25 protein-coding genes are annotated in these 23,349 nt (G+C 63.1%); 20 read left to right on the forward strand and 5 right to left on the reverse strand.

Annotated features, from left to right (window positions below):
- Window positions 1–45: 45 nt before the first annotated feature.
- The 3 genes from QM596_RS09945 to prcA are packed head-to-tail and all read left to right on the forward strand — an operon-like array spanning window position 46 to window position 1,879.
- On the forward strand, window positions 46–240 hold the full coding sequence (locus QM596_RS09945; protein WP_003944925.1) for a ubiquitin-like protein Pup: 195 nt from the start codon (window positions 46–48) through the stop codon (window positions 238–240).
- Window positions 237–1,115 carry a proteasome subunit beta gene (gene prcB, locus QM596_RS09950; RefSeq protein ID WP_019748515.1) on the forward strand — a complete coding sequence of 293 codons (879 nt, stop codon included), beginning with the start codon at window positions 237–239 and terminating at the stop codon, window positions 1,113–1,115. The genes QM596_RS09945 and prcB overlap by 4 nt, the downstream gene beginning before the upstream one ends.
- A complete protein-coding gene (gene prcA / locus QM596_RS09955; protein ID WP_019748514.1) occupies window positions 1,112–1,879 on the forward strand; it encodes a proteasome subunit alpha in 768 nt (255 codons plus the stop codon). The genes prcB and prcA overlap by 4 nt, the downstream gene beginning before the upstream one ends.
- Window positions 1,880–1,899: 20 nt before the next feature.
- Here the strand turns inward: prcA and QM596_RS09960 are convergent, their stop codons facing one another.
- Window positions 1,900–3,318 (reverse strand): phosphatase PAP2 family protein, encoded by a 1,419-nt coding sequence (locus QM596_RS09960; protein WP_021344323.1) that lies wholly within the window; start codon window positions 3,316–3,318, stop codon window positions 1,900–1,902.
- Window positions 3,319–3,462: 144 nt separating this feature from the next.
- Here QM596_RS09960 and pafA point away from each other — a divergent pair, with 144 nt between their 5' ends.
- The 7 genes from pafA to QM596_RS09995 all read left to right on the forward strand — a co-directional run bounded on the left by pafA (window position 3,463) and on the right by QM596_RS09995 (window position 12,080).
- A complete protein-coding gene (pafA, locus tag QM596_RS09965; RefSeq protein ID WP_007729869.1) occupies window positions 3,463–4,821 on the forward strand; it encodes a Pup--protein ligase in 1,359 nt (452 codons plus the stop codon).
- A gap of 110 nt (window positions 4,822–4,931) precedes the next feature.
- On the forward strand, window positions 4,932–5,945 hold the full coding sequence (locus QM596_RS09970; protein ID WP_020907808.1) for a helix-turn-helix transcriptional regulator: 1,014 nt from the start codon (window positions 4,932–4,934) through the stop codon (window positions 5,943–5,945).
- On the forward strand, window positions 5,945–6,922 hold the full coding sequence (locus QM596_RS09975) for a helix-turn-helix transcriptional regulator (RefSeq protein ID WP_020907807.1): 978 nt from the start codon (window positions 5,945–5,947) through the stop codon (window positions 6,920–6,922). The genes QM596_RS09970 and QM596_RS09975 overlap by 1 nt, the downstream gene beginning before the upstream one ends.
- A 134-nt stretch (window positions 6,923–7,056) precedes the next feature.
- Window positions 7,057–7,332: a Sec-independent protein translocase subunit TatA gene (gene tatA / locus QM596_RS09980; RefSeq protein WP_003944836.1), complete on the forward strand. Its 276-nt coding sequence runs from the start codon at window positions 7,057–7,059 to the stop codon at window positions 7,330–7,332.
- Window positions 7,333–7,405: 73 nt separating this feature from the next.
- Window positions 7,406–8,434, forward strand: a complete 1,029-nt coding sequence (gene tatC / locus QM596_RS09985) for a twin-arginine translocase subunit TatC (RefSeq protein WP_019748510.1) — start codon at window positions 7,406–7,408, stop codon at window positions 8,432–8,434.
- 48 nt (window positions 8,435–8,482) lie between these two features.
- Window positions 8,483–11,194, forward strand: coding sequence for a DEAD/DEAH box helicase (locus QM596_RS09990; protein ID WP_021344319.1), 2,712 nt, complete (start codon window positions 8,483–8,485; stop codon window positions 11,192–11,194).
- 52 nt (window positions 11,195–11,246) lie between these two features.
- Window positions 11,247–12,080 carry a DUF4333 domain-containing protein gene (locus QM596_RS09995; RefSeq protein WP_256064458.1) on the forward strand — a complete coding sequence of 278 codons (834 nt, stop codon included), beginning with the start codon at window positions 11,247–11,249 and terminating at the stop codon, window positions 12,078–12,080.
- Between the two features lie 4 nt (window positions 12,081–12,084).
- On the opposite strand, the gene QM596_RS10000 is transcribed toward QM596_RS09995, so the two are convergent.
- A complete protein-coding gene (locus QM596_RS10000; protein WP_151532074.1) occupies window positions 12,085–13,050 on the reverse strand; it encodes a 5'-3' exonuclease in 966 nt (321 codons plus the stop codon).
- Between the two features lie 37 nt (window positions 13,051–13,087).
- On the opposite strand from QM596_RS10000, the gene QM596_RS10005 reads away from it, so the two are divergent.
- The gene (locus tag QM596_RS10005) at window positions 13,088–14,224 is read left to right on the forward strand and encodes a M24 family metallopeptidase (RefSeq protein ID WP_021344317.1); all 1,137 of its coding nucleotides are present in this window, start codon (window positions 13,088–13,090) and stop codon (window positions 14,222–14,224) included.
- Here the strand turns inward: QM596_RS10005 and QM596_RS10010 are convergent, their stop codons facing one another.
- Window positions 14,225–14,650 carry a PPOX class F420-dependent oxidoreductase gene (locus tag QM596_RS10010; RefSeq protein ID WP_019748505.1) on the reverse strand — a complete coding sequence of 142 codons (426 nt, stop codon included), beginning with the start codon at window positions 14,648–14,650 and terminating at the stop codon, window positions 14,225–14,227.
- Window positions 14,651–14,680: 30 nt separating this feature from the next.
- On the opposite strand from QM596_RS10010, the gene dprE2 reads away from it, so the two are divergent.
- The 9 genes from dprE2 to QM596_RS10055 all read left to right on the forward strand — a co-directional run bounded on the left by dprE2 (window position 14,681) and on the right by QM596_RS10055 (window position 21,973).
- A complete protein-coding gene (gene dprE2, locus QM596_RS10015; protein ID WP_021344316.1) occupies window positions 14,681–15,442 on the forward strand; it encodes a decaprenylphospho-beta-D-erythro-pentofuranosid-2-ulose 2-reductase in 762 nt (253 codons plus the stop codon).
- Entirely contained in the window at window positions 15,439–16,722 is a 1,284-nt protein-coding gene (gene cbiE / locus QM596_RS10020) for a precorrin-6y C5,15-methyltransferase (decarboxylating) subunit CbiE (RefSeq protein WP_283308854.1), read from the forward strand. Before dprE2 ends, cbiE begins: the two co-directional genes overlap by 4 nt.
- On the forward strand, window positions 16,719–17,468 hold the full coding sequence (gene cobM, locus QM596_RS10025) for a precorrin-4 C(11)-methyltransferase (RefSeq protein ID WP_283308856.1): 750 nt from the start codon (window positions 16,719–16,721) through the stop codon (window positions 17,466–17,468). The genes cbiE and cobM overlap by 4 nt, the downstream gene beginning before the upstream one ends.
- Before the next feature lie 23 nt (window positions 17,469–17,491).
- Window positions 17,492–18,238 (forward strand): cobalt-precorrin-6A reductase, encoded by a 747-nt coding sequence (locus tag QM596_RS10030; protein WP_256064464.1) that lies wholly within the window; start codon window positions 17,492–17,494, stop codon window positions 18,236–18,238.
- Between the two features lie 166 nt (window positions 18,239–18,404).
- Entirely contained in the window at window positions 18,405–19,304 is a 900-nt protein-coding gene (locus QM596_RS10035) for a HAMP domain-containing protein (protein ID WP_225320034.1), read from the forward strand.
- Between the two features lie 159 nt (window positions 19,305–19,463).
- Window positions 19,464–20,105 (forward strand): ScbR family autoregulator-binding transcription factor, encoded by a 642-nt coding sequence (locus tag QM596_RS10040; protein WP_283308857.1) that lies wholly within the window; start codon window positions 19,464–19,466, stop codon window positions 20,103–20,105.
- Between the two features lie 10 nt (window positions 20,106–20,115).
- The gene (locus QM596_RS10045; RefSeq protein WP_021344312.1) at window positions 20,116–20,475 is read left to right on the forward strand and encodes a VOC family protein; all 360 of its coding nucleotides are present in this window, start codon (window positions 20,116–20,118) and stop codon (window positions 20,473–20,475) included.
- Entirely contained in the window at window positions 20,475–20,990 is a 516-nt protein-coding gene (locus QM596_RS10050) for a DUF1990 domain-containing protein (RefSeq protein ID WP_283308859.1), read from the forward strand. The genes QM596_RS10045 and QM596_RS10050 overlap by 1 nt, the downstream gene beginning before the upstream one ends.
- A gap of 200 nt (window positions 20,991–21,190) precedes the next feature.
- Window positions 21,191–21,973: an alpha/beta hydrolase family protein gene (locus QM596_RS10055; RefSeq protein ID WP_283308860.1), complete on the forward strand. Its 783-nt coding sequence runs from the start codon at window positions 21,191–21,193 to the stop codon at window positions 21,971–21,973.
- A 415-nt stretch (window positions 21,974–22,388) separates the two neighbouring features.
- On the opposite strand, the gene QM596_RS10060 is transcribed toward QM596_RS10055, so the two are convergent.
- Complete coding sequence (locus QM596_RS10060; protein ID WP_283308861.1) at window positions 22,389–22,979, reverse strand: dihydrofolate reductase family protein; 591 nt, start codon at window positions 22,977–22,979, stop codon at window positions 22,389–22,391.
- Between the two features lie 77 nt (window positions 22,980–23,056).
- Window positions 23,057–23,296, reverse strand: a complete 240-nt coding sequence (locus tag QM596_RS10065) for a PLDc N-terminal domain-containing protein (RefSeq protein WP_283308862.1) — start codon at window positions 23,294–23,296, stop codon at window positions 23,057–23,059.
- Window positions 23,297–23,349 lie beyond the last annotated feature (53 nt).

Genomic DNA, 23,349 nt, shown 5'->3' on the forward strand with positions numbered 1-23,349 from the left:
CAGGATGCTCGCGAGAGCTCCCTTCACACAAGGAGGTCGACGGCGATGGCTCAAGAACAGACGCAGCGTGCCGGTGGCGGCGAAGACGACGAAACCACTGGTGGCGACGGCAGTGCCGGCCAGGAACGTCGTGAGAAGCTCGCTGCAGAAACCGACGACCTGCTCGACGAGATCGACGACGTGTTGGAAGAGAACGCCGAGGACTTCGTCCGTGCCTATGTCCAGAAGGGCGGCCAGTGACGGTGGATCGCGCGCCCCGGATCACCGACGGGGACACACGGTTGAGCTTCGGCTCGAATCTGTCGTCATTCTCGGAATACCTTCGGGTGCATGCACCGGAGCATCTTCCGCAGAACCGCTTCGCCGACACAGGAGGTGTTGTCATGGGCGGGGGAGACGTAGCTCCGCACGGCACCACCATCGTCGCGATCAGCTATGCGGGTGGAGTTCTGCTCGCGGGTGATCGCCGAGCGACGATGGGCAACCTCATCGCCAGCCGTGACGTGCAGAAGGTGTACGTCACGGACGACTACTCGGCTGCGGGTATCGCCGGTACGGCCGGGATCGCAATCGAACTGGTCCGGCTCTTCGCGGTCGAGCTCGAACATTACGAGAAGATCGAAGGCGTCCCACTCACGTTCGACGGCAAGGCTAATCGACTTTCGTCGATGGTTCGAGGAAATCTCGGAGCAGCGATGCAAGGTTTGGCGGTCGTGCCATTGCTCGTGGGTTACGACCTGGACGCGGTCGATCCGTCGAGGGCAGGTCGCATCGTCTCCTACGACGTCGTCGGTGGGCGATACGAGGAGCGCGCGGGCTATCACGCAGTCGGATCCGGTTCCCTGTTCGCGAAATCGGCGCTCAAGAAGCTGTATTCCCCGGGAATCGACGAGGACACCGCGCTTCGGTTCGCAGTCGAGGCGCTGTACGACGCGGCAGATGACGATTCGGCTACCGGTGGTCCTGATCTGACACGCGGGATCTATCCGACAGCGGTCACCATCACCTCGGCCGGTGCCGTGGAGTTGTCGACGGCCAAGGCGGCCGAGATCGCAAGGGAGATCGTCGCGGCTCGTACTGCGACAGCGAGTCCGGAAGGGGAGTCTGCGCTATGACGATGCCGTACTACGCATCAGCCGAACAGATCATGCGCGATCGTTCGGAATTGGCGCGCAAGGGAATTGCCCGCGGACGCAGCGTCGTCGTTCTCACCTACCGCGACGGAGTGCTCTTTGTCGCCGAGAACCCGTCGAGGGCGCTGCACAAGGTCAGTGAACTGTACGACCGTCTCGGATTTGCGGCAGTGGGCAAGTACAACGAGTTCGAGAATCTGCGCCGCGCGGGCATCGTCCACGCCGACATGCGTGGGTACTCGTACGACCGTCGGGACGTCACGGGGCGTTCCCTCGCCAATGCGTACGCGCAGACCTTGGGAACGATCTTCACCGAGCAGCCCAAGCCGTACGAGGTCGAGATCTGCGTTGCCGAGATCGGCCGTTTCGGGAGTAGTACGCCGGCTCAGCTCTACCGGATCACGTACGACGGTTCCATCGCGGACGAGCAGGAATTCGTGGTCATGGGCGGTACAACCGAACCGATCGTGACGGCGATGCGCGAGTCCTACCAGCGAGACCTCGACCTCGAATCCGCGGTGCGGCTCGCGGTTGGGGCGCTTCAAAAGGGCGGTCCGGCGCCGGCCGGAACTACTGAGGCGGAACCGCGAACACTCGATGTGAGTGCACTCGAGGTTGCCGTTCTCGACAGCAACCGTCCACGCCGTGCGTTCAAAAGAATCGCTGGTTCGGCATTGGAAGAGATGCTTCCAACTCCGGCAGCAACTGAGGACGCGCCGCCGGCAAACGGCGACGCACCCTCGTAGTTGCTGCGTCGGTCTGGGAGTTACTGCGTGATTCTGTAGACGGCCACCGCGCCCGGTTCGGTGTCGAAATCGAACCGGCGCGCGTCTGCCACCACTTCACCGTCGGTGGCGATGGCTACCGGTGAATCGGCCACTCGAACCGACATCGAGGATACGAGTTCGCGAACGTAGACCCGCGAGCTGCCCAATGTTCCTGTGGCAGCAGCAAACAGCAGGCGTGAACGCGAGAACTTCTTGTCCGCGCGCAAGTAGCGGACGTCCAGCAGTCCACGGTTCATCTCCGGACGCGACATCGGCACCTGATCAGCGGGGGAGTATCGCCCGTTTCCGACGAACAGCATCCAGATGGTGGTCCGCTTCCCGTCGATGGTGACAGTCATCGGCTCTGCCGCTGCGAGAACCCGGATCATTGCAGCACCAGCGGCCGGCCACTTACCGAAACGCGGTTCCCACTTTTCCCTCAGACGCACAGCGTCCGGGTATCCGCCCAGGCTGGCTGTGTTGAGAAACCGTGCAGTCACTCCGGAATCCGTGCGCACCACCGCGTGGTCGACAAATGCCGCCTGACCGGACTCGACTGCCTGTGCGGTCTCCTCGACATTCACCGCCCCGACGTCGCGGGCGAAATGGTTCAACGTTCCGCCGGGAAAGACGGCAAGTGGTAGCTCGTGCTTTGTCGCCGCGGTCGCGACCGTGACCACTGTTCCGTCGCCGCCGCATACTCCTAACGCTTTCGGCGAGAGTTCGGGGATCTTGGCATCGATCTGCATGTCGAAGTCGATGTCCGCGTCGAACTCGTAGACGATGGCCTCCGGTAGCAGTTCTCGAATCGATTCCACGATCCCGTCGTCCTCGGAGCCTGAACCAGGATTGGTGAAGACCAACAAGCCTTCTCCGCGCGCGAGCGCGGGAACCACGCACTCGGGTCCGAGTTCGGCGGGTTCTTCGTCCCGCACCGCCCACCAACGACGCGTGCCGGCAGCGATTGCGCCGCCGACCGCGAGGCCTGCGAAGACGTCGGACGGCCAGTGCACTCCGTTGTGAACGCGTGAGTACGCCACTGCTGCGGCCAGTGGTGCGAGTGCGGCGCCCGCCGCCGGGGACTCCATGGCCACTGCCGCGGTGAATGCCGCGGCCGAAGACGAATGCCCGGAGGGGAACGAGGACGACGTCGGAATGTCGACGCCTCGCTTCGGGCTCAGCCAGACACGCGCCGGTGGGCGCCGGCGGGGGAAGAGGGGCTTGAGTATGCCGTTGGCCAGCGCGCTCGAACCTGCCAGCGCGAGCATCCCACGTGCCGCTGCCCTCCTGGGGCGGCCACCGATCATCGCGAGCAAGGCTGCGACAACCATCCACAAAACGCCGTGATCGGCAGCTCTGGAGAGAAACCGCATGGTCGGGTCGAGCACGGAAGGGCGCAGTGCTCCAGTGCTTTCCATGACTTTGACGTCGCTTCGGACAACTTTTCGGCGAATAAGGCTCACACCGTCACACTATGCCGCCGCCCGACGTTGTCGAGTCGTGACTTACGACGCGATCGAAGTACACGGGTGAACCTCGCATTCTGGTTGTAGTGTCGAAGTGTGCAGAGACGAATCATGGGTATCGAGACAGAATTCGGCGTTACCTGCACCTTTCACGGGCACAGGCGACTGAGCCCCGACGAGGTTGCTCGTTACCTCTTCCGTCGTGTCGTGTCGTGGGGTCGCAGCTCCAATGTCTTCCTCCGTAACGGAGCCCGCTTGTACCTGGATGTGGGTTCGCACCCGGAGTACGCGACCGCAGAGTGCGACAGCCTCATCCAGTTGGTCAATCACGACCGTGCCGGTGAGCGAGTGCTCGAAGAACTGCTGATCGACGCCGAGGCGAGACTCGCCGAGGAGGGGATCGGTGGCGACATCTACCTCTTCAAGAACAACACCGACTCGGCCGGAAACTCGTACGGATGCCACGAGAACTTTCTCGTCGCGCGCGCCGGTGAGTTTTCCCGCATTTCGGATGTCTTGTTGCCGTTCCTCGTCACGCGCCAGTTGATCTGCGGCGCCGGCAAGGTGCTGCAGACACCCAAGGCCGCGACGTTCTGCCTCTCGCAGCGTGCGGAACACATCTGGGAAGGTGTCTCGTCGGCGACCACTCGCTCGCGCCCGATCATCAACACCCGCGACGAACCGCATGCCGACGCCGAGAAGTACCGCCGACTGCACGTGATCGTCGGCGATTCGAACATGGCCGAAACAACGACGATGCTCAAGGTCGGTTCTGCAGCACTCGTGCTCGAGATGATCGAAGCCGGGGTTTCGTTCCGCGATTTCGCTTTGGACAACCCGATTCGTGCCATCCGCGAGGTGAGTCACGACGTGACGGGTAAAAAGCCTGTCCGTCTAGCTGGTGGTCGTCAGGCCAGTGCCCTCGACATTCAACGCGAATACCACGCCAAGGCAGTCGAACACCTGCGTAACCGCGAACCGGACCCGCAGGTCGAGCAGGTAGTCGACCTGTGGGGTCGCACCCTCGATGCCGTCGAAGCTCAGGATTTTGCGAAGGTCGACACGGAGATCGACTGGGTCATCAAGCGCAAGCTGTTCCAGCGTTACCAGGACCGTCACGGTTTCGACCTCTCCGATCCCAAGATCGCGCAGCTCGACTTGGCGTACCACGACATCAAACGCGGCCGGGGTGTCTTCGACGTGCTGCAGCGCAAGGGCTTGGTCAAGCGGGTCACCGAGGACGAGACGATCGACGATGCCGTCGAGAATCCGCCGCAGACCACGCGCGCCAAATTGCGAGGCGACTTCATCACTGCAGCCCAGGCCGCAGGCAGGGACTTCACGGTCGACTGGGTTCACCTCAAGCTCAACGACCAGGCGCAGAGAACGGTGCTGTGCAAGGATCCGTTCCGTTCCGTCGACGAGCGTGTCGAGCGGTTGATCGCTTCGATGTAGGTCACCCATTTTCACGATTGACAACACGGCAGGTCTGTTTTGCGGCGACGCGCCGGGCACGAAAGTGTCCGGCGCGCGTTCGGTTATCGGATAGCCACTAGGATTTCGGCGTGGCGACATCAAAAATCGAGCGGTTGATGAACCTGGTGATCGCATTGCTGTCCACCAGACAGTTCCTCACGGCGGAGAAAATCCGCGACAGTGTGGCCGGGTACAACGATTCCGCGAACTACGAAGCGTTCAGTCGCATGTTCGAACGCGACAAGAACGAACTTCGTGACCTGGGTGTCCCGTTGGAAACCGGTCTGGCAGGACGGTTCTCGACGGTCGAGGGTTATCGGATCAATCGCAACGCTTATGAGCTTCCGGACGTTGACCTCACCAGCGAGGAATCTGCTGCGGTTGCTGTCGCCGTGCAGTTGTGGGAGTCGCCGGAACTGATTTCGGCAGCCCAGAGTGCACTACTCAAACTCCGAGCGGCCGGCGTCCAGGTCGACTCAGAAGTCAGTGCCGCGCCGGTCACGGCGATTCCCGCGCGCACCCGCGGTTCGGAGCCCGCGCTCGGCAAGCTGCTTGCAGCCGTCGACGCCGGACGAGCAGTTCATTTTCAGCACCGCGGCGCGTTGAACGAACCGTTCACCGAGCGCACCGTCGAGCCGTGGGGCGTAGTCACGCACAACGGCAAGTGGTATCTGGTCGGGCACGACGTCGACCGTGATGCGGTGAGGACCTTCCGGCTTTCCCGGATCGGTGACGATGTCAGGGAGTTCGGCCCGGCCGGTTCGGTTCACAAACCCGAAGGTGTTGATCTTCGCGAGGTCGTCGACCGCGTGACCGGATCGGGAGTCGTCACCGGAATCGCCACGGTCTGGGTCGCAGACGGCCGCGCACATGAGCTTCGGCGGCTTGCGACGTCGTCGTCCGATCGGCGGCTGACCGATCGTGATGGCAGCGTGCTGGCCATTCCCGTCCGATCCTGGGAATGGACCGCTCGGTTGATCGCCGGTCACGGTTTGGATGCACTGGTGTTGGACCCACCGGATTTGCGTGCTGAGGTCGTCGCGAAGCTTCGCGCCGCCGCGGCGAGCCCGGCCACCAGCAATGACGGACAGGGGGACAACTGATGAGCAATCGACTGTCATCGCGGTTGGCACGGCTGCTCAACCTCGTGCCGTACTTCATCGCGAATCCGGGCATCAGTCCCGCCGAGGCGGCCGAGGAACTCGGCGTCAGCACGACTCAACTGATGACCGATCTGAATCAGCTGTGGGTGTGCGGACTGCCCGGGTACGGTCCCGGCGATCTCATCGACCTGTCCTTCTCCGAGGAAAGTATCGAGGTCACGTTCTCGGCCGGGATCGATCGCCCGCTGCGCCTCACCTCTACCGAAGCGACGGCATTGCTGATCGCCCTTCGGTCGTTGGTGGAAATGCCGGGCATGGTCGATCCGTCGTCGGCCCAGCGCGCTATCGCGAAGATCGAGGACGCAGCAGGCTCGGCCGCGGCACGAGCTATCGGTCAGGACCGGGATACATCGCCGGCGCCGGACATCGCCGAAGACCCGATCGCCGCGACGGTCAGAGCCGCGCTCGCAGACAAGACCGCCCTGCGATTGACGTATTACTCGGCCTCGCGTGACGCGGTCTCCGAGCGCATCGTCGATCCCGTTCGTATCGTGTTGGTCGACAACTACAGCTACCTCCAGGCCTGGTGCCGTCAGGCCGAGGGTGTGCGGTTGTTCCGATTCGATCGGATCGATGCCGCCGTCCAACTCGACGAGCCGGCCGACCCGCCGCCGCAGGCCCTCGAGGAGGATTCGAATCTCGAGTTGTTCAGCGGCGACGGTTCCCTTCCGGAAGCACGGTTGTTCATCACCAAAGAGTGGGTGTGGATGCTCGACTACTACCCGATGGACGTCGAGCACGTGAACGGTGACGGGTCGGTCGAGGCGACGATGAGTTTCGGAACACTCGAATGGATGGCAAGGCTGGTGTTGGGATTCGGTGAGGGAGTTCGGGTCCTTCATCCGCCGGAACTGGTCTCTGAAGTCCATGATCGGGCCGTTGCGGCACTCGACGCCTACGACGTAATCGGTTCGTAAAAGTTGGGGAAACTCCGCGTTCAGTGGGTTCGCAGGAAACAAACAGGTAAAAGGTAGCTGAAGTAAGTGCTTTGACACCTCCGAGCGCCGGTTGTGTCCGGTAGCATCGAGGAATCTGATCATGGGAGGTCGTTATGGGTGCAATGCAGCCGATGCATTGGCTGATTGTCGCTGTTGTCGTCGTAATTCTGTTCGGGTCGAAGAAGCTTCCCGATGCAGCACGCGGTCTGGGTCGTTCACTCCGCATCTTCAAGAGCGAAGTCAAGGAAATGCAGAACGACGATGCGGCGCCCGCAAGCGCGCCGGTCGCACAGCCTGCTCCGGCACAGTTGCCGACGGCCAACACCGCGGTGGTCGCAAACGGTGCAGCAGCACCTGTTGCGCAGCCGACCGAAGTCAAGCCGCTCTAGTACACACTGCGTTCTAGCCGGGGTGAAATATTCGTTCACCCCGGTTGTCTGCTGACCAAGACCAGGATGCACAGTGCGTATTCCGTTAGATCCGCGTAACCGCAAGCGGAAGGTCAACCCAGACGGCACCATGTCGTTGGTCGACCACCTGTACGAATTGCGGACTCGTTTGTTGTTCGCATTCCTCGGCGTGATCATCACCACGGCGTTCGGCTTCTTCTGGTACTCACACTCGATACTCGGTCTCGAGAGTCTGGGCGATCTGCTTCGTGGACCGTACTGCGAGCTTCCGTCCGAGAGTCGCGCCAACCTCAGCACCGACGACGCGTGCCGATTGCTGGCGACCGGGCCGTTCGAGCAGTTCATGCTGCGATTCAAAGTGGCGCTCACCGCCGGCATCGTTCTTGCCTGCCCAGTGTGGCTTTACCAATTGTGGGCATTCATCACCCCGGGCCTCTACGCCAAAGAACGTCGATACGCGGTCGGATTCGTCACCGCCGGTGCCGCACTCTTCATTCTCGGCGCGATCCTGGCGTACCTCGTCGTGGCGAAGGCTTTGCACTTCCTCCTGACCATCGGTGACAACGTCCAGATCACCGCGCTCAGTGGTTCGGAGTACTTCGGCTTCATCATCAACCTGCTGCTCATCTTCGGTGTCAGCTTCGAAATTCCACTGCTCGTCGTCGTGCTGAACTTTGCCGGCATTCTGACGTACGAGCGTTTGAAGGCCTGGCGTCGAGGATTGATCTTCGGGCTTTTCGTATTTGCTGCAGTCGCCACGCCGGGTTCGGATCCGTTCTCGATGCTGGCGCTCGCGCTGGCCCTGACGCTTCTCTTCGAGGTCGCTGTTCAGATCGCTCGCCTCAACGACAAACGTAAGGCCAAGCGAGCCGGTGAAGACTGGGGCGCACTGTCCGACGAGGAAGCGTCCTCCATCTCGTCTCCGTCCGATCTGAACGAGGCTTTCGACAATCCGACCAAACCCAAGGCCGAATCGAGTGGATTGTTCGGACGTAAGTCCAAGTCCAAGGCTCCGGTTGCGGAGAAATCCGACACCGGCGGCGACAACGCGCCCGGTCAGGATTTCACTGACACCCTCTGAGCGCCGTGCCACCACGTCGGCGGCGTGTGAAACCCTGACGAGGTGGTTATGAACAAGAGTGAACTGAGCACGTTTGCGTCCAGCCTGAAGTTCGAACTCGATCCATTCCAGGTGAAGGCATGCGTTGCGCTCGAAGCGGGCCACGGAGTCCTTGTCTGCGCGCCGACCGGCGCAGGCAAGACCGTGGTCGGCGAGTTCGCTGTCCACCTGGCTCTCGCGGCGGGCCGCAAGTGTTTCTACACGACGCCGATCAAGGCGTTGAGTAATCAGAAGTACGCAGAACTCGTCGAGCGGTACGGCCCGAGCGAGGTCGGCCTGCTGACGGGTGATTCGAGTATCAACTCCGACGCACCGGTGGTCGTCATGACCACTGAAGTCCTGCGGAACATGCTCTACGCAAATTCCGAGGCACTGCGCGGGCTTTCGCACGTAGTCATGGACGAAGTGCACTACCTGGCGGACCGGTTCCGTGGTGCGGTGTGGGAGGAAGTGATCCTGCACCTGTCCGAGGATGTTCGGCTGGTGAGTTTGTCGGCGACCGTGAGCAATGCCGAAGAATTCGGCTCCTGGATGGAAACCGTCCGCGGCGACACCACCGTGGTCGTCGACGAGACGCGGCCGATCCCGCTGTGGCAGCACATCATGGTCGGTCGACGGATCTTCGATCTCTTCGACAGCCGCAGTCATCCTGCCGCTGGGCCGAAGACCGTGCTCGTCGATCAGGATCTGGTTCGCCACGTCAAGCAGCGTCAGGCTCTCGAACGCGTCGAGAGCTGGCAGCCGCGTGGCCGCGGGCGTCGTGGCAGCTACCAGAGTTCCAACGATTTCCGACCCTTGCCACGCCCCGACGTCATCGCGCAGCTGGACCAGTCCGGACTGCTCCCGGCGATCACCTTCATCTTCAGCCGCGCCGGTTGTGATGCGGCTCTTGCACAGTGCCTGCGGTCCCGACTGGATCTGACTTCTCCGGAGCAGGTTCGCGAGATCGACACCATCATCGAGAAACACACCGGGGAACTACCCGAGGAGGATCTCGAAGTTCTCGGATATCGGGACTGGTGCAAGGCACTGCGACGCGGACTGGCCTCTCACCATGCCGGCATGTTGCCGGCATTTCGCCAGACAGTCGAGGAACTGTTCGTCAAAGGTCTCGTGCGGGCGGTCTTCGCGACCGAGACGCTGGCCCTCGGCATCAACATGCCGGCACGCACGGTGGTCCTCGAACGTCTGGTCAAGTACAACGGTGAATCGCATGCCGAACTGACACCGGGGGAGTACACGCAGCTGACCGGTCGGGCAGGCCGACGCGGCATCGACGTCGAAGGGCACGCTGTGGTCCTGTGGCAGCCCGGGGTCGAGCCCACGGATGTCGCCGGCTTGGCGTCGACCCGGACGTTCCCGCTCCGCAGTTCGTTCCGCCCCTCGTACAACATGTCGATCAACCTCGTCGAACGCATGGGCGCGGCCGATTCACGGAAGCTGCTCGAGCGTTCCTTCGCACAATTCCAAGCGGATCGCTCGGTGGTCGGCCTGGTGCGTGGCATCGAGCGGAACGAAGAAGCCCTGAAGGGTTTGCAGGAGAAACTCGGCGGTGCGGACGGCGAATACTTCGAATACGCGTCGTTGCGTGAGCGGCTCAGTGCGCGCGAGCGCGCGCTCGAACGTAAGGGCCGCGAAGATCGACGCGGAGATGCGGTGGAGTCCCTCCGTGCACTCGCCCGCGGTGACGTGATCGCAATTCCCATCGGTCGTCATTCCGGGGTGGCAGTGGTCCTCGTCCCGGACAACGATCCGAAGGACCCGCGTCCGCTGGTTCTGACTGCCGATCAGTGGGCCGGCCGACTCTCCTCGGGTGATTTCCCGGAAGCAGCCGACGTTCTGGGAAAGATGCGCCTGCCCAAGCATGTCGATCACCACACCGCAAGGATCCGGCGCGATCTGGCCTCGGCATTGCGTAGTACCGGGATCAGTGCTCCCCGGCGGAAGAAGCGCCACAAGGCGGGCGCGTCCGAAGACGCCGAGGTCGCTACTTTGCGACGCGCTATTCGCTCGCATCCGTGCCACAGCTGGCCCGATCGTGAACATCTGAGCCGGATCGGTGAGCGCTACAACCGGCTGGCCCGGGAAACGCAGTCGATGAGGGAAAAGGCAGCGGCCACCACCAACTCGTTGGCGCGGACGTTCGACCGCATCATTGCGCTACTCAAAGAACGTGAGTACATGACTGCCGAAGCAGCGCCCGAAGTCACCGAATCCGGACGACGACTCAGCCGCATCTACTCCGAAAGCGACCTTCTGGTCGCCGAGTGCCTGCGGACCGGGGCGTGGACAGGTCTCAGCCCGGCCGAGTTGGCGGCCGTCGTCTCCTCGGTGGTCTACGAATCACGTCGGGACGGTGACACCGTTGATCGGGTGCCGACAGCGGCGCTTCGTCACGCACTCAACGACACTCAACGATTGTGGAGCGAACTGCGGTCGGACGAGATTCGTCACAAGCTGCCGCCGACGCGGGAACCGGATCTCGGATTCGTCACCGCCGTTTATCACTGGGCGAGTGAGAACTCGCTTGTCGACGCACTGATCGCGGCCGGAGTGCAAGGCCGTGCGCTGTCTGCGGGTGACTTTGTACGTTGGTGTCGTCAGGTGATCGATCTCCTCGATCAGGTCCGCCTGACATCGACGGATGCCGACGTCGCGAAGACTGCGGCGCGGGCGGTAGCTGCAATTCGTCGCGGGGTAGTTGCTGTCGACGCAGCATGACCGCAACTATGTGGTTTGATTCGCAGACTGGTATTTCGAGTGGGAGGCGAACATGAGCGGGCCTTACGGACCGAACGATCCGAATCGGCAATGGGGTCCTGGTGATCAGCAGCAGCCGAACGAGCAGCAGTGGGGGCAGAATCCTCAGCAGCCGGGCGGTCAGCAGCAGCCTGGTCAGCAGCCCGGCCAGCAGCAGCCGTGGGGTCAGCCTGGTCAAACACCGCAGCCCGGTCAACAACCCGGCCAGCAACAGCCGTGGGGACAACCTGCCTACGGCCAGCCCGGGCAGCCTGGTGGTCAGCCTGCGTACGGTCAGCCGCAGCAACCTGGACAAGGACAACCCGGCCAGCAACAGCCGTGGGGACAACCCCAGCAGCAGCCTCCCTCTCAGCCGTGGGGTCAGCCCGGGCAACAGCAGGCACCTGACGCAACCCAGGCCTGGGGTCAGCCGCCTGCTGCCGCACCTCAGCAGGCATGGGGCGCCGCCGCTCCCGGCCAAGCGCCGGGACAGCAGAATCAGTGGAACCAGGCTCAGCCGTTCCCGAGTCCCGGTGCGCCCGGAAACCAGTCGGGTAAGTCGAAGAAGCCCTTGATCTTCGGTGCGATCGGTGTTCTCGTCGTTCTTGCTGCTGTCGTGGTGGCCCTGGTGTTCGGTGTCTTCGGCAAGAACACACTCGATCAGAGCGCGGCTCAGGCCGGCGTCGAGAAGATCGTCACCGAGTCCTACGGGGCAAAGAACGTGAGCAACGTTCAGTGCCCCGCGGATCAGGAAGTCAAGTCAGGCAACAAGTTCACCTGCACGCTTTCGATCGCGGGTGTGAAGTCGAACGTGACTGTGACGTTTGTCGACGACAACGGCACGTACGAGGTCAGCCGCCCGAGCTGACGCTCTACTGGTCGGAACGGCCTGCCGCCGCAGCCGCGAGCGCGGCGGCAAGCCGTCCGGCCGAGCGCTCGATGTTCAGCGAGGCCGCCACTTCCTCGAAGTGTGCGGGATCGGCGGGGGTCGCCGGGAGTTGGTCGTCCTTCGAGAACTGAACGTCCGCGTCGCGAACCACTCGTACTACCGGCAACGCAGCATCAAGGTAAGCGATGGCCTCTGGTGAGGTGAGTTTTGCGCGAATCCCCTTGGCCATGTCGGATTCCGGATCAGCTGCGGCCGCGCGAAGTCCGGCCAACGAGCCGTAGCGCAGCATCAGCGTCGACGCAGTCTTCTCACCGACACCCTTGATGCCGGGTAGACCGTCGGAGGCGTCTCCGCGCAGTACCGCGAGTTCGGCGTATGCCTCGCCCGCACGGTCACCGGGTACTCCGTACTTCTCGGCAACCTCGACCGGTCCGAAGAGTTCGGCCCTGGACAAGCCACGGCCCACGTAGAGGACACGAACGGGCACGTACTCGTCGGTGACGACCTGCAAGAGGTCTCGGTCACCACTGACGACGACGGTGAGATCTTCGCGCTCGGTGGCGGCGAGCGTTCCCAGCACGTCGTCGGCTTCGAGTCCGACGGCACCCGCTGTCGCGATTCCTGCTGCTGCGAGCACGTCCATGATCATGTCGACCTGAGGCGTCAACGTGTCCGGAACTTCTTCGGACGAACCGTCAGAGCCTTCTTCGACGCGATGCGCTTTGTACGTCGGGACTGCATCGACGCGGAACTGCGGTCGCCAATCCAAGTCCAGGCACACCGCGAGACGACTCGGCTGGTGTTTGGTGATCAGGGAAGCCACCATGTCGGTGAAACCGCGCACGGCGTTGACAGGTCTTCCGTCGGGGTCGACGAATGACTCGGGCAGCGCGTAGAACGCACGAAACCACAGGCTGGCACCGTCGAGGAGAAGCAATGGCCCACTCATGGTCACCATCCTGCCAGTCGGCACTAACCTGTAAGCCATGACGTCTCCAGCCGAACAGGATTCCCGATTCTCCAGCGCCGTGTACGGCGCACGTATCGCTCGCGCCGCGGAGTTGGCTCGATCAGCAGGACTCGACGGTCTGGTGGTGACTCCAGGCCCGGATCTGCGGTACCTGACGGGTTCTCGGGCCGACTCCTTCGAGCGCTTGACCGCGTTGGTCATCGCTGCGGACACGGCGAAGGCGTCTGTCGTGCTTCCTCGCTTGGAGTTGGCGTCGTTGAAGGAATCGGCGGTGGGCGATCTCGGGCTGACCGTCCTCGACTGGGTCGACGGTGTCGACCCGTATGCGATTGTGGCGGCGCAACTCCCGACCGGCGCCAAGGTTGCGGTGACGGATGCGATGCCTGCATTGCACCTGATCCCGCTCGCAGACACCTTGGGCGCGTTGCCGATCCTCGCTACCGGCGTCTTGCGTGAATTGCGGATGGTCAAGGACGACGCCGAGATCGAGGCGTTGCGACGGGCCGGTGCGGCGATCGACCGTGTTCACGCCCGCATGGCCGAGTTCTTGATCGTCGGCCGTACGGAAGCCGAAGTGGGCGAGGCGATTTCGGAGGCGATTCTCGAAGAGGGGCACACCGAGGCCGCGTTTGTGATCGTCGGATCAGGCCCGCACGGCGCCGATCCGCACCACGAGGTTTCGGACCGGGTGATCGAGAGCGGCGATGTCGTCGTGATCGACATCGGCGGACCGGTCGAGCCCGGCTACAACTCGGATTCCACCCGCACGTACAGCATGGGACAGCCGTCCGCCGAGGTATCAGCGCAGTTCGCGGTACTCGAAGCGGCACAGCAGGCTGCCGTCGATTCGGTGCGGCCAGGAGTATCCGCAGAATCCGTCGACGTTGCCGCCCGCGAAGTGCTTGCCGCACAAGGTCTTGCGGAGGTCTTCGTTCACCGCACCGGTCACGGTATCGGGCTGTCCGTGCACGAGGAGCCGTACATCGTCGAGGGCAACACCATCGAACTCGTCGAAGGTATGGCCTTCAGCATCGAACCGGGAATCTACTTCCGCGGCAGTTGGGGTGCCCGTATCGAGGACATCGTCGTCGTGACCGCGGACGGTTGCGAGTCGTTCAACAACCGTCCGCACGGCCTGACTGTCCTCGGCTGATCAGCTTTCCTTGAACGCCGCGGACCCGAGGATGCGGGTGACGTCGATTTCGATGACCACGCGCGCTGGGTTGACCCGTGGCTGGCGGTACCGCTCGGCATAGCGCCGAACGGCGTCGGCCACCGAGTCCTCGTCGGCGAGCACGCGTGCCGGCCCTTCGAGCGTGAGCCAGCGACCACCGTCGACCGAACTGACTGCGGCGTATCCGCCACGCGCTGCGTTTATCGCCTTCTGTGAACCACCGCTGGTGATCACGCGCGCCTTTCCGGCTTCCTGGTCCCAGGTGAACCCGACGGCCACGACGTGTGGGGTGCCGTTCGGACGCAACGTCGTGAGTGTCGCGAGGTGGTATTCACCGACGAACTTCAGCCCGTCTTCGGTGAGAGTCTGCTGTGCCGATGGCGTGGTGGAGGGGGTGAGCGTCATGCCACGACGGTAATCCAGGACACTGGAGCGGTGACTGCGGGTGCGAACGTGAATGACATCGAGACGGTACTGCTCCTCGGCGGACGAAGTGAGATCGGCCTCGAGATCGCGGTCAGGCTCGCGCCGGGCCGCAACATCGTTCTGGCTGCCAGACGCAGCGGCGAGCTGTCGGAGCAGGAGCAGATGCTCAGGAACGCCGGAGCGGTCGGCGTCTCCACCGTCGAGTTCGACGCCGACGCCGTCGACACGCACGGAGACCTCCTGGGCGCCGTAGTCGCCGAGCACGGTCGGATTTCGGTTGCAGTGCTGGCCTTCGGAATTCTCGGCGATCAGGCGCGTGCCGAAACCGACGCGGCGCATGCGGTCGCGGTGGTGCACACCGACTACGTGGCTCAGATCAGCATCCTCACGCACCTCGCGGAGATCATGCGCCGACAGGGAACCGGAAAGATCGTGGTGTTCTCGTCCGTCGCCGGCGTTCGGGTTCGCCGCGCCAACTACGTCTACGGGAGCGCAAAGGCCGGCTTGGAAGGTTTTGCCAGCGGTCTGGGCGACGCGCTGCACGGTTCGGGCGTGCAGTTGATGCTGGTACGGCCAGGGTTCGTCATCGGGAAGATGACCGAGGGAATGTCGCCTGCCCCGATGTCGAGCACTCCGTCGCAGGTCGCCGACGCCGTCGTACGGGGACTGAACTCCGGGGCGACGCGTGTGTGGGTTCCGCGAATTCTGCAGCCGGTGTTCTTCGTCATGCGGCTTCTGCCTCAGACGATCTGGCGCCGGATGCCGCGATGACCGCACACCCGGTGGTGATCGTCGGCATCGGCGCCGACGGCTGGGAAGGGCTGTCCGAGAGCGCGCAGGGTGCAATCCTCGGTGCGGAGGTCCTGATGGGGTCGCCGCGCCAGCTGGACTTGGTCCCGGCGGCACATCTCGGGGCACGGCGTGCGCCCACCAGGCTCACCTGGCCGTCTCCGATGATTCCGGCGTTGCCGTCGATGTTCGCCGAGAACGCGGACCGCAAAGTATGTGTGCTCGCCAGCGGTGACCCGATGTTCCACGGCCTCGGCGTCACGTTGGTCCGGCTGCTCGGCGCGGACAACGTGCGAGTGATCTCGCACCCGTCGTCGGTGGCGTTGGCGAGCGCGCGAATGGGATGGGCATCGGCCGAGGTCGACGTCGTGAGCCTGGTGAACCGAGACTCGGCGACCGTCTTGGCGGCAGTGGTCGATGGCGCGCGCCTGTTGGTTCTGAGCAACGGGCGCTCGACACCGGGGGAGGTGGCTCGTCTGTTGTCCGGCGCGGGCTTCGGACGATCGATCGTGACCGTGCTGGCCCAGCTGGGCGGGGCCGAGGAATCGCGGACCGTCACGGTGGCAGACGAGTGGGATCACGCGGACGAGGACGTGGACGCGTTGAACGTTCTGGCCGTCGAGTGCATCTCGGTCGATCATCCGTTGCGGCTGACTCGAATCCCGGGTCTACCGGATGCTGCCTTTGTCGGCGACGGTCAGATGACCAAGCAGGAGATCCGCGCATTGACGTTGTGTGCACTCGCACCGGCGCCGGGAGAACACCTCTGGGACGTCGGCGGAGGGTCGGGAACCGTCGCCATCGAGTGGATGAGAACCCACCCGCGTTGCACTGCAACAGCATTCGAGAAGGTGGCGAGCCGGGTATCGCAGATCGGTGCCAATGCAATCAATCTCGGCGTGCCTGCGTTGGCAGTGAAAGCGACCGCGCCCGAGGCGTTTGCGGAAGAGGTTCGGCGTCCCGATGCGGTGTTCGTCGGCGGCGGCGTCACGCAACCGGGAATGCTCGAAGCGTGCTGGGAGCAGTTGAGCGTGGGCGGGCGTCTGGTTGCCAACGCCGTGACCGCCGAGTCCGAATCGTTGCTGCTCGGCTGGATGAGTCGCCATGGTGGGACGCTGCGACGCTTTCAGGTGCAGCGCGCCGAGCCTTTGGGCGCGTTCAACGTTTGGCGACCGCAACTTCCGGTGGTCCAATGGTCCGTCACAAAAAGTCAGCCGTCTGCAAGCGCAGACACAGATACGCCGGAGGAATCCACACAATGACCGTTCATTTCATCGGTGCGGGTCCCGGTGCGGCAGATCTGATCACTGTCCGCGCGCAACGCATCATCGCTGCGAGCCCTGTGTGCTTGTACGCCGGCAGCCTTGTCCCGGCGGAGTTGCTCGAGTGGTGCCCGGTCGGGGCGCAGGTCGTGGACACTGCTCGCCTGAGCCTGGACGAGATCACCGCAATCCTTGTCGAAGCGGATTCCGCCGGGCTGGACGTCGCGCGTCTGCACTCCGGTGATCCGTCGATCTTCAGCGCGGTGGCCGAGCAGGCTCGTCGCCTGGACGCCGCGGGTGTCGATTTCGACATGATTCCCGGTGTTCCTGCATTTACCGCGGCAGCAGCTGCACTGGGGCGTGAGTTGACCGTCCCAGGCGTCTCGCAGACCATTGTTCTCACCCGAGTCTCCACCTTGTCGACGGCAATGCCGGAGGGCGAGGATCTGCGGTCCCTGGGCCGCAGCGGCTCAACGATGGTGGTTCACCTCGGCGCTCATCGCATCGAACAGATCGCATCCGAGTTGGCCGACAATTACGGCGAGGACTGCCCGGTGGCGGTCGTCGCCTTCGCCTCGCGGCCCGAGGAGATCGTTGTTCGAGGCACTTTGAAGACGATCGTCGAACTTGTTCATGCAGCCGGCATCACGAAGACGGCCGTTGTGATCGTCGGCCGAGTGTTGACTGCTGAAGGATTCCCGGACAGCTATCTCTACTCGGCGGCGCGTGAGAGAAGCACACACTGACCCCGACGGGTACTCGTCATCGCGTGCTCCTGCTCGGCGGCACGGGTGAAGGTCGAGTGATCGCTTCTCGGTTGGCCGGTTCAACCGACCTCGAAGTTGTCACATCGCTGGCCGGCCGGGTTCGTGATCCTCGATGGCCGGAGGGGGAAGTACGCATCGGTGGGTTCGGGGGAGCCGAAGGCCTCTCGGAGTGGTTGTCGAACAACGATATTCGTGCAGTGCTGGACGCCACACATCCGTTTGCCGCTCGCATCACCAAAAATGCATTCGACGCGTGCCTCGCGAATTCCGTTCCGTACGCCATGTACCGACGCCCCCCGTGGCGCGAGCAACCCGGCGACACCTGGCTTCCGGTACGCGATCTCGATCACGCCGCAGAATTGGTGCCGACGATCGGCTCACGCGCTTTTCTGACGATCGGGAGGCAAGGAGTTTCGGCGTTCGACCGCGTGAAGAACGTCTCGTTTCTCGTGCGTTCCATCGATCCGCCTTCAGGGACATTGCCGCCTCATTCGCAATTGCTGCTCGCACGTGGCCCATTCGACGTCGAAGCGGAAGTCGATCTGATGAGAACTCACGGCATCGACGTCGTGATCACCAAGAACAGTGGCGGCGAGCAGACGTACGCAAAGATCGCCGCCGCCAGGCAATTGTCGATCCCGGTGATCGTCGTCGAACGACCACCGATCCCGGCGACCGCTCCGGCATTCGACACCGAAGCCGGGGCGGTGGACTGGCTCACGGCTTTCGGTAGTGGAACGGCGCTGTGAGGCCGACATCGCGTTCGCTTCAGGTTCGTCTAAGGTTCCGTGACCATACTGGAGGGATGTTGGGATCTTTCGACGCCGCACTGCGGGACCGCGCATGAGAGTGTCGGTTCCCGGAATGAGCCGTCGAAAACCATCGGGAATTCACGTGCGGACGCTCCATGCGCGCGTGAAATTGCTGACTGCAGGCCTGGTGGCGATCGCGGTGATCGTGTCGGCGTCGGCGGTGTACATCGTGTTCAACGCGTATTTGCAAGGCAACGTCGATCGACAACTCGAGCGCACGAGTGACGCGATCACCGACACCGTCAATTTCGGCGGTGTCACACCGGTTCTGGGATTGACGGCCGGCGCGGATACAGCGGTCATCCAGGCGGTGGGGCTTCTCACTGCCGACGGCGCATTGGTGACGGCGACTCCCGGTCTGCCGCCGTTCAGCACCAGCGCAGACGCCATCAGGTCGATCGCAGACGGCAATTCGTCGCAGACGATCGCAACCGTCGATGCGTATCGAATTCTTGTCGAGCCCTCGGTTGCGGGCCAGACTTTGGTTGTCGCCCAATCCTTGGGGCCGACACGTTCGGTCCTCAAGCGACTCGCAGTGGTGTTGGCGGCACTCGGGGCGGCCGGTATCGCACTCGCTTACGCGGCCGGAGACGCTGTGGCACGCACAGGATTACGGCCAATTGCGCGACTCACTGCGGCAACGCGGCGGGTTGCCGAAACGGATGATCTTGCGCCGATTCCGGTGACCGGCGACGACGAGTTGGCGTCGTTGACAGTCAGTTTCAATCGGATGCTCGGGACGTTGTCGGAATCGCGGGCGCGCCAGAGAAGTCTGATCACCGAAGCGGGCCAGGACCTTCTGGCTCCGTTAACTGCACTTCGCACCAATATCGAGTTGTTGATGTCTTTCGATACCAAGTCCGGCGCGATTTCCGAGGCAGATGCAACGCAGTTGCGTGAGGAAATCACGGACCAGATGATGGAGTTGACGCTCCTCGTCGGAGAGTTGGTGGACCGTGCGCGGGTTGACGAAAGCACGTTGGGGAGAGGAGATTCCCTCTAAATCGGACGTCTGACCAGCGCCTTTGTTGCATTCGTAATTGAAGCAATGGAAGGAGCGCTGGTAATGTGGGGCAATTGTGAAGTTTTTGGGTATAGCTGGAGTGTGGCGCGAACCGTGGGGTTTGCTGGGCGGGGGCCTTTGGAGGACGAGAGGGATTCAGTGGTCAAGCAAGCACGCGCCGAGCTGACTCGGCAGCAAATCGTTGCCGGCGCGGCCGCGCAGTTCGAGAAGACTGGTTACGGCAGCACCAGCATGGCCGACATAGTCTCGGGGGCCGGTACTACCAAGGGCGCGTTGTACTTCCATTTCGCGTCGAAGGACGAGCTCGCGCAATTCATCATTGCCGAACAGCATCGGCTCTCGATCGAATCGGTGCAGGCGATTTCCGCGACGGGCAAGGACCCGTTGGAACAGATGATCATGCTCACGCACGAAATGGCACGCCAGATTGTCGACGAGCCGATCGTTCGCGCGGGCATTCGCCTCACGCTGGAACTGAGCACGTACGAGGGGCCGGTGGAACCGTACGCCGAATGGATCTCGGCAATCACCGATCTCACCGCCAGAGCTCAGGCGGAAGGTGAAATCCGAAAATCGGTCAGCGCAGAATCGTTCGGCAGGTTCATGCCCTCGGCATTCACCGGGGTACAGCTGGTTTCGAACGTTCTCACCCGACGCTCGGACCTTCCGGATCGTGTCGACGAGATGTGGCAGATCCTGCTTCCGGGAATCGTCAGCGACGAACTTTCCAGTGACATCGAGCGCCTCGTCAAGTCGCGGTGGACTCCGGCGGCGGCGTAGCCTGCGGGACATGGCCGTCACGCGGATAGTTTCGGATCTGTCGAGTAGTTCGCTCGAGGCCGCGCAGCGCTTCTACACCGAAGTGCTGGGCCTCGAAGTTGTCATGGATCACGGGTGGATCGTGACGTTGGCTTCGCCGACGGATCCGTCCTTGCAGATCAGCGTCATGACGCACGACGCGCATGCGCCCGTCGTGCCGGACGTCTCCGTCGAGGTGGACGATCTCGATGCGGCGTACGAGGCCGCGGTGCAGCGCGGCGACGCCATCGTCTATCCCGTCACCGAGGAGCCGTGGGGTGTGCGCAGGTTCTTCGCTGCCGACCCCGACGGTCACGTGATCAACATCCTCAGCCACCGACGCGAGCAGTGATGGCGTCCGGCCCGGGAGGACTGACGTACCTCGAGGTGGGCGCAACGTCAGGCGTTCTCCCCGCTGGCTATCACCACGTTCACGAGAGCGCGACCGTCGGATCCGGACGTGAAGATTTCGAGGTCGCAGCTCGTACCGTCCTGGAATGGGGAATGCACCGCGGAGCCGGTCTGACCGTCCGTACGGCAGCCCCGACCGCGGTGGCAGGTCAGGATGCGACTTTCGGACTCGGCCCGGTGGCTATCCCGGTTCGGATCGTCTATGTCGTCGACGACGCCAATCGCAAGGGCTTCGCGTACGGAACCCGCGCAGGCCACCCCGAATGCGGGGAGGAATTGTTCGCCGTCCAGTTCGACGAGACCAGCCAAGCGGTTCGTATCGAGATCGTCGCATTCTCCAAGCCTGGAACGTGGTGGGTACGTCTCGGCGCTCCGATCGGACGTCGAGTTCAGGCGTTTGTGACGCGCCGCTACATCCGTGCCGTCCGCGAGAGCGTCGACCGATCGCGGGTATGACCGCGGTCGGGCGCGCTGGAAAAATGATTGGACGAGCTTCGGTTCGGATTGATAGCTTGTGCGAGACCGTGACAACACGCCAGGAGGTGAGACCCATGAACGCTGTAACCATGTGGGTGCTCCCACTCGTGTTCACGGATCGGCGATTGACGTAGGTGTCGCCGGGAGCGCCTCGAGTAGGCATCCCGAAAGGTAACACCATGCAATCCAATTCTCAGACCATCGAATTCACTTCCGAGACGACGTTGAACGGGGTCGCCGAACGCCATTTCATTCTGGACGACATCACCGGTGTGCTCTGGTCACCCGCGTCCGGATCTGTCGAATCACCCCTTCTGCTGTCCGGGCACTCCGGCGGCATGCACAAGAAGGCACCAGGACTGGTTGCCAGCGCACTCCACAGTGTGAGCTCCCACGGGTTCACAGTCGCCGCGATCGACGCGCCCGGACACGGCGACCGGCCGCGGAACACACAGGACGAACAGTGGGTCGAGGCGATCCACCAGGCTAGGGCGGCCCACGAGCCGATCGCCCCGATCGTCGTCGAGTACAACCGATCGTTGGCGGAGCGTGCAGTGCCGGAATGGCAGGCGACCATCGACGCTCTGCAAACACTGCCCGACGTCGACGTCGACGCTCCGATCGGCTTCGGCGGCGTGTCGCTAGGGGTCGTGACCGGGCTGATGTTGGCCCCGGTCGAATCCAGGATCGCTGCCGTGAGCTTCGGAGGAGTTTTTGTGGACGACTCCCTCATCGAGGCAGCGCGAAAGCTCACGGTCCCGGTCGAGTACCGGATCCCTTGGGACGACAAGGATTACGACCGCACGTCAGGGGTGGCGTTGTTCGATGCCTTCGGTTCGAAGGAGAAGACGCTGCACGCCTACTCGGGCAGGCACTATCCCGTGCCCGACTACGAGCGAGACAGTTCGGCTCGGTTCTTCGCCCGCCACCTCGGCGGGAGCGGTGGCGCTCCTGTGAGCTGACGTGAACACGTATCGGCGTCCGGCCTGTGTCGGACGCCGATACGATTTTGATCCTTCGCTCGCTAGTAGCCGTCCAGCTTGGCCATTTTTGCTGAGGCGCGAGAGGGTGCGCGCAAGCATGGCCCTCGACCGGGGGTGCTTACAGCTCGAGGTGCAGTGCCCGTGGAGTAAGGGGCCAGAGTGTTCGATAGCGACGAGTGGTCCTTACGGTCCGCCGGGCGGAACGAACTTGTTCGTGATCCAGTTCGATGCTTCGATCTCGTCGAGGATTGTCCGGAGAACTTCGGTGGCTAATGCTCTTGCTGTGCCGAGTATCCGGTCAATGCCGAACACCGAACAAGACTGGAAACTCTTCTCGCGTCCGAACTGAGGCGACGACATGTGTTTCAACCGCGCATGTCCAGCCATGCGTCGACTACCCGTCCGATACCTGACCCGGGGGCGGTATTTGAGTGGGCCGATATCGCACGGCGACTGCACCCGACTGGAACTCGTGGCGGTCGACGAGCTCAAGCTGGATGCGCTCGCGCAGACCGGCGAGCAACGTCGGTCCGTGTCCGGCGAGGACCGGTTGCACAAGGAACTCGTACTCGTCGATCAGTCCCAGGTCTGCCAATGCCAGGGGGAGTGTCACGCCGCCAACCCACAGGCCTTCGCCGGGCTGCTCCTTGAGTCGCTGAACTGCTGGCCCCAAGTCGCCCAGCACCAGGTCGGCATTCCAATCGACCCCGCTCAGCGTGTTCGACACGACGTACTTCTTCGCCCGGTCCATGGCCTCGGCGAACGGGATCTCCCACTCGTCCATCCAGTCAGGCCACGCACCCGTTGCGGGCCGCCGCCACGCCGACTCCATCATCTCGTAGGTCACCCGGCCGAACAGCAAAGCATCGGCGCGTTCCATCTGAACGGTCCAGTAGCGCATCGACTCCTCGTCGGGTGGAAGCCCCGCCTCGTGATGGCAGCAGCCGTCGAGGGTGACGTTGATCGAGTATCGAAGTGGTCTCATCTCGTTGTTCTCCCCTGATACGCGCAGAGTGACAGCACCGGACCGTACTCAGACTACTGCCGGGCCGTCGGTGTAGATCAGGTTCGGGACCTGGAGTCACGCGGGGGTCGACCGAACAGCAACCAGACGAGCGCACCGAGTACAGGCACCGCGATCACCAGTGCCGACCACCAGACTTTGCCGCCCGAGCGGTCGAAGTCGGTGCGCACGATCGCCACGAGCGCGCTAATCGTGATGAAGATCCAGGCAAGAACGAAGACGGTGAAGGTGATGTCCACCCAAAGCGGAATGGTGGGGTTGTGGATCGATTCGTTCACGCTTACAAATCCCTTTCAACCGCTGTGACTTGATTGGAACAACACGCTCCAGC

This window comes from Rhodococcus sp. IEGM 1406 (genome assembly GCF_030056745.1).
GTDB lineage: Bacteria > Actinomycetota > Actinomycetes > Mycobacteriales > Mycobacteriaceae > Rhodococcus_F > Rhodococcus_F erythropolis.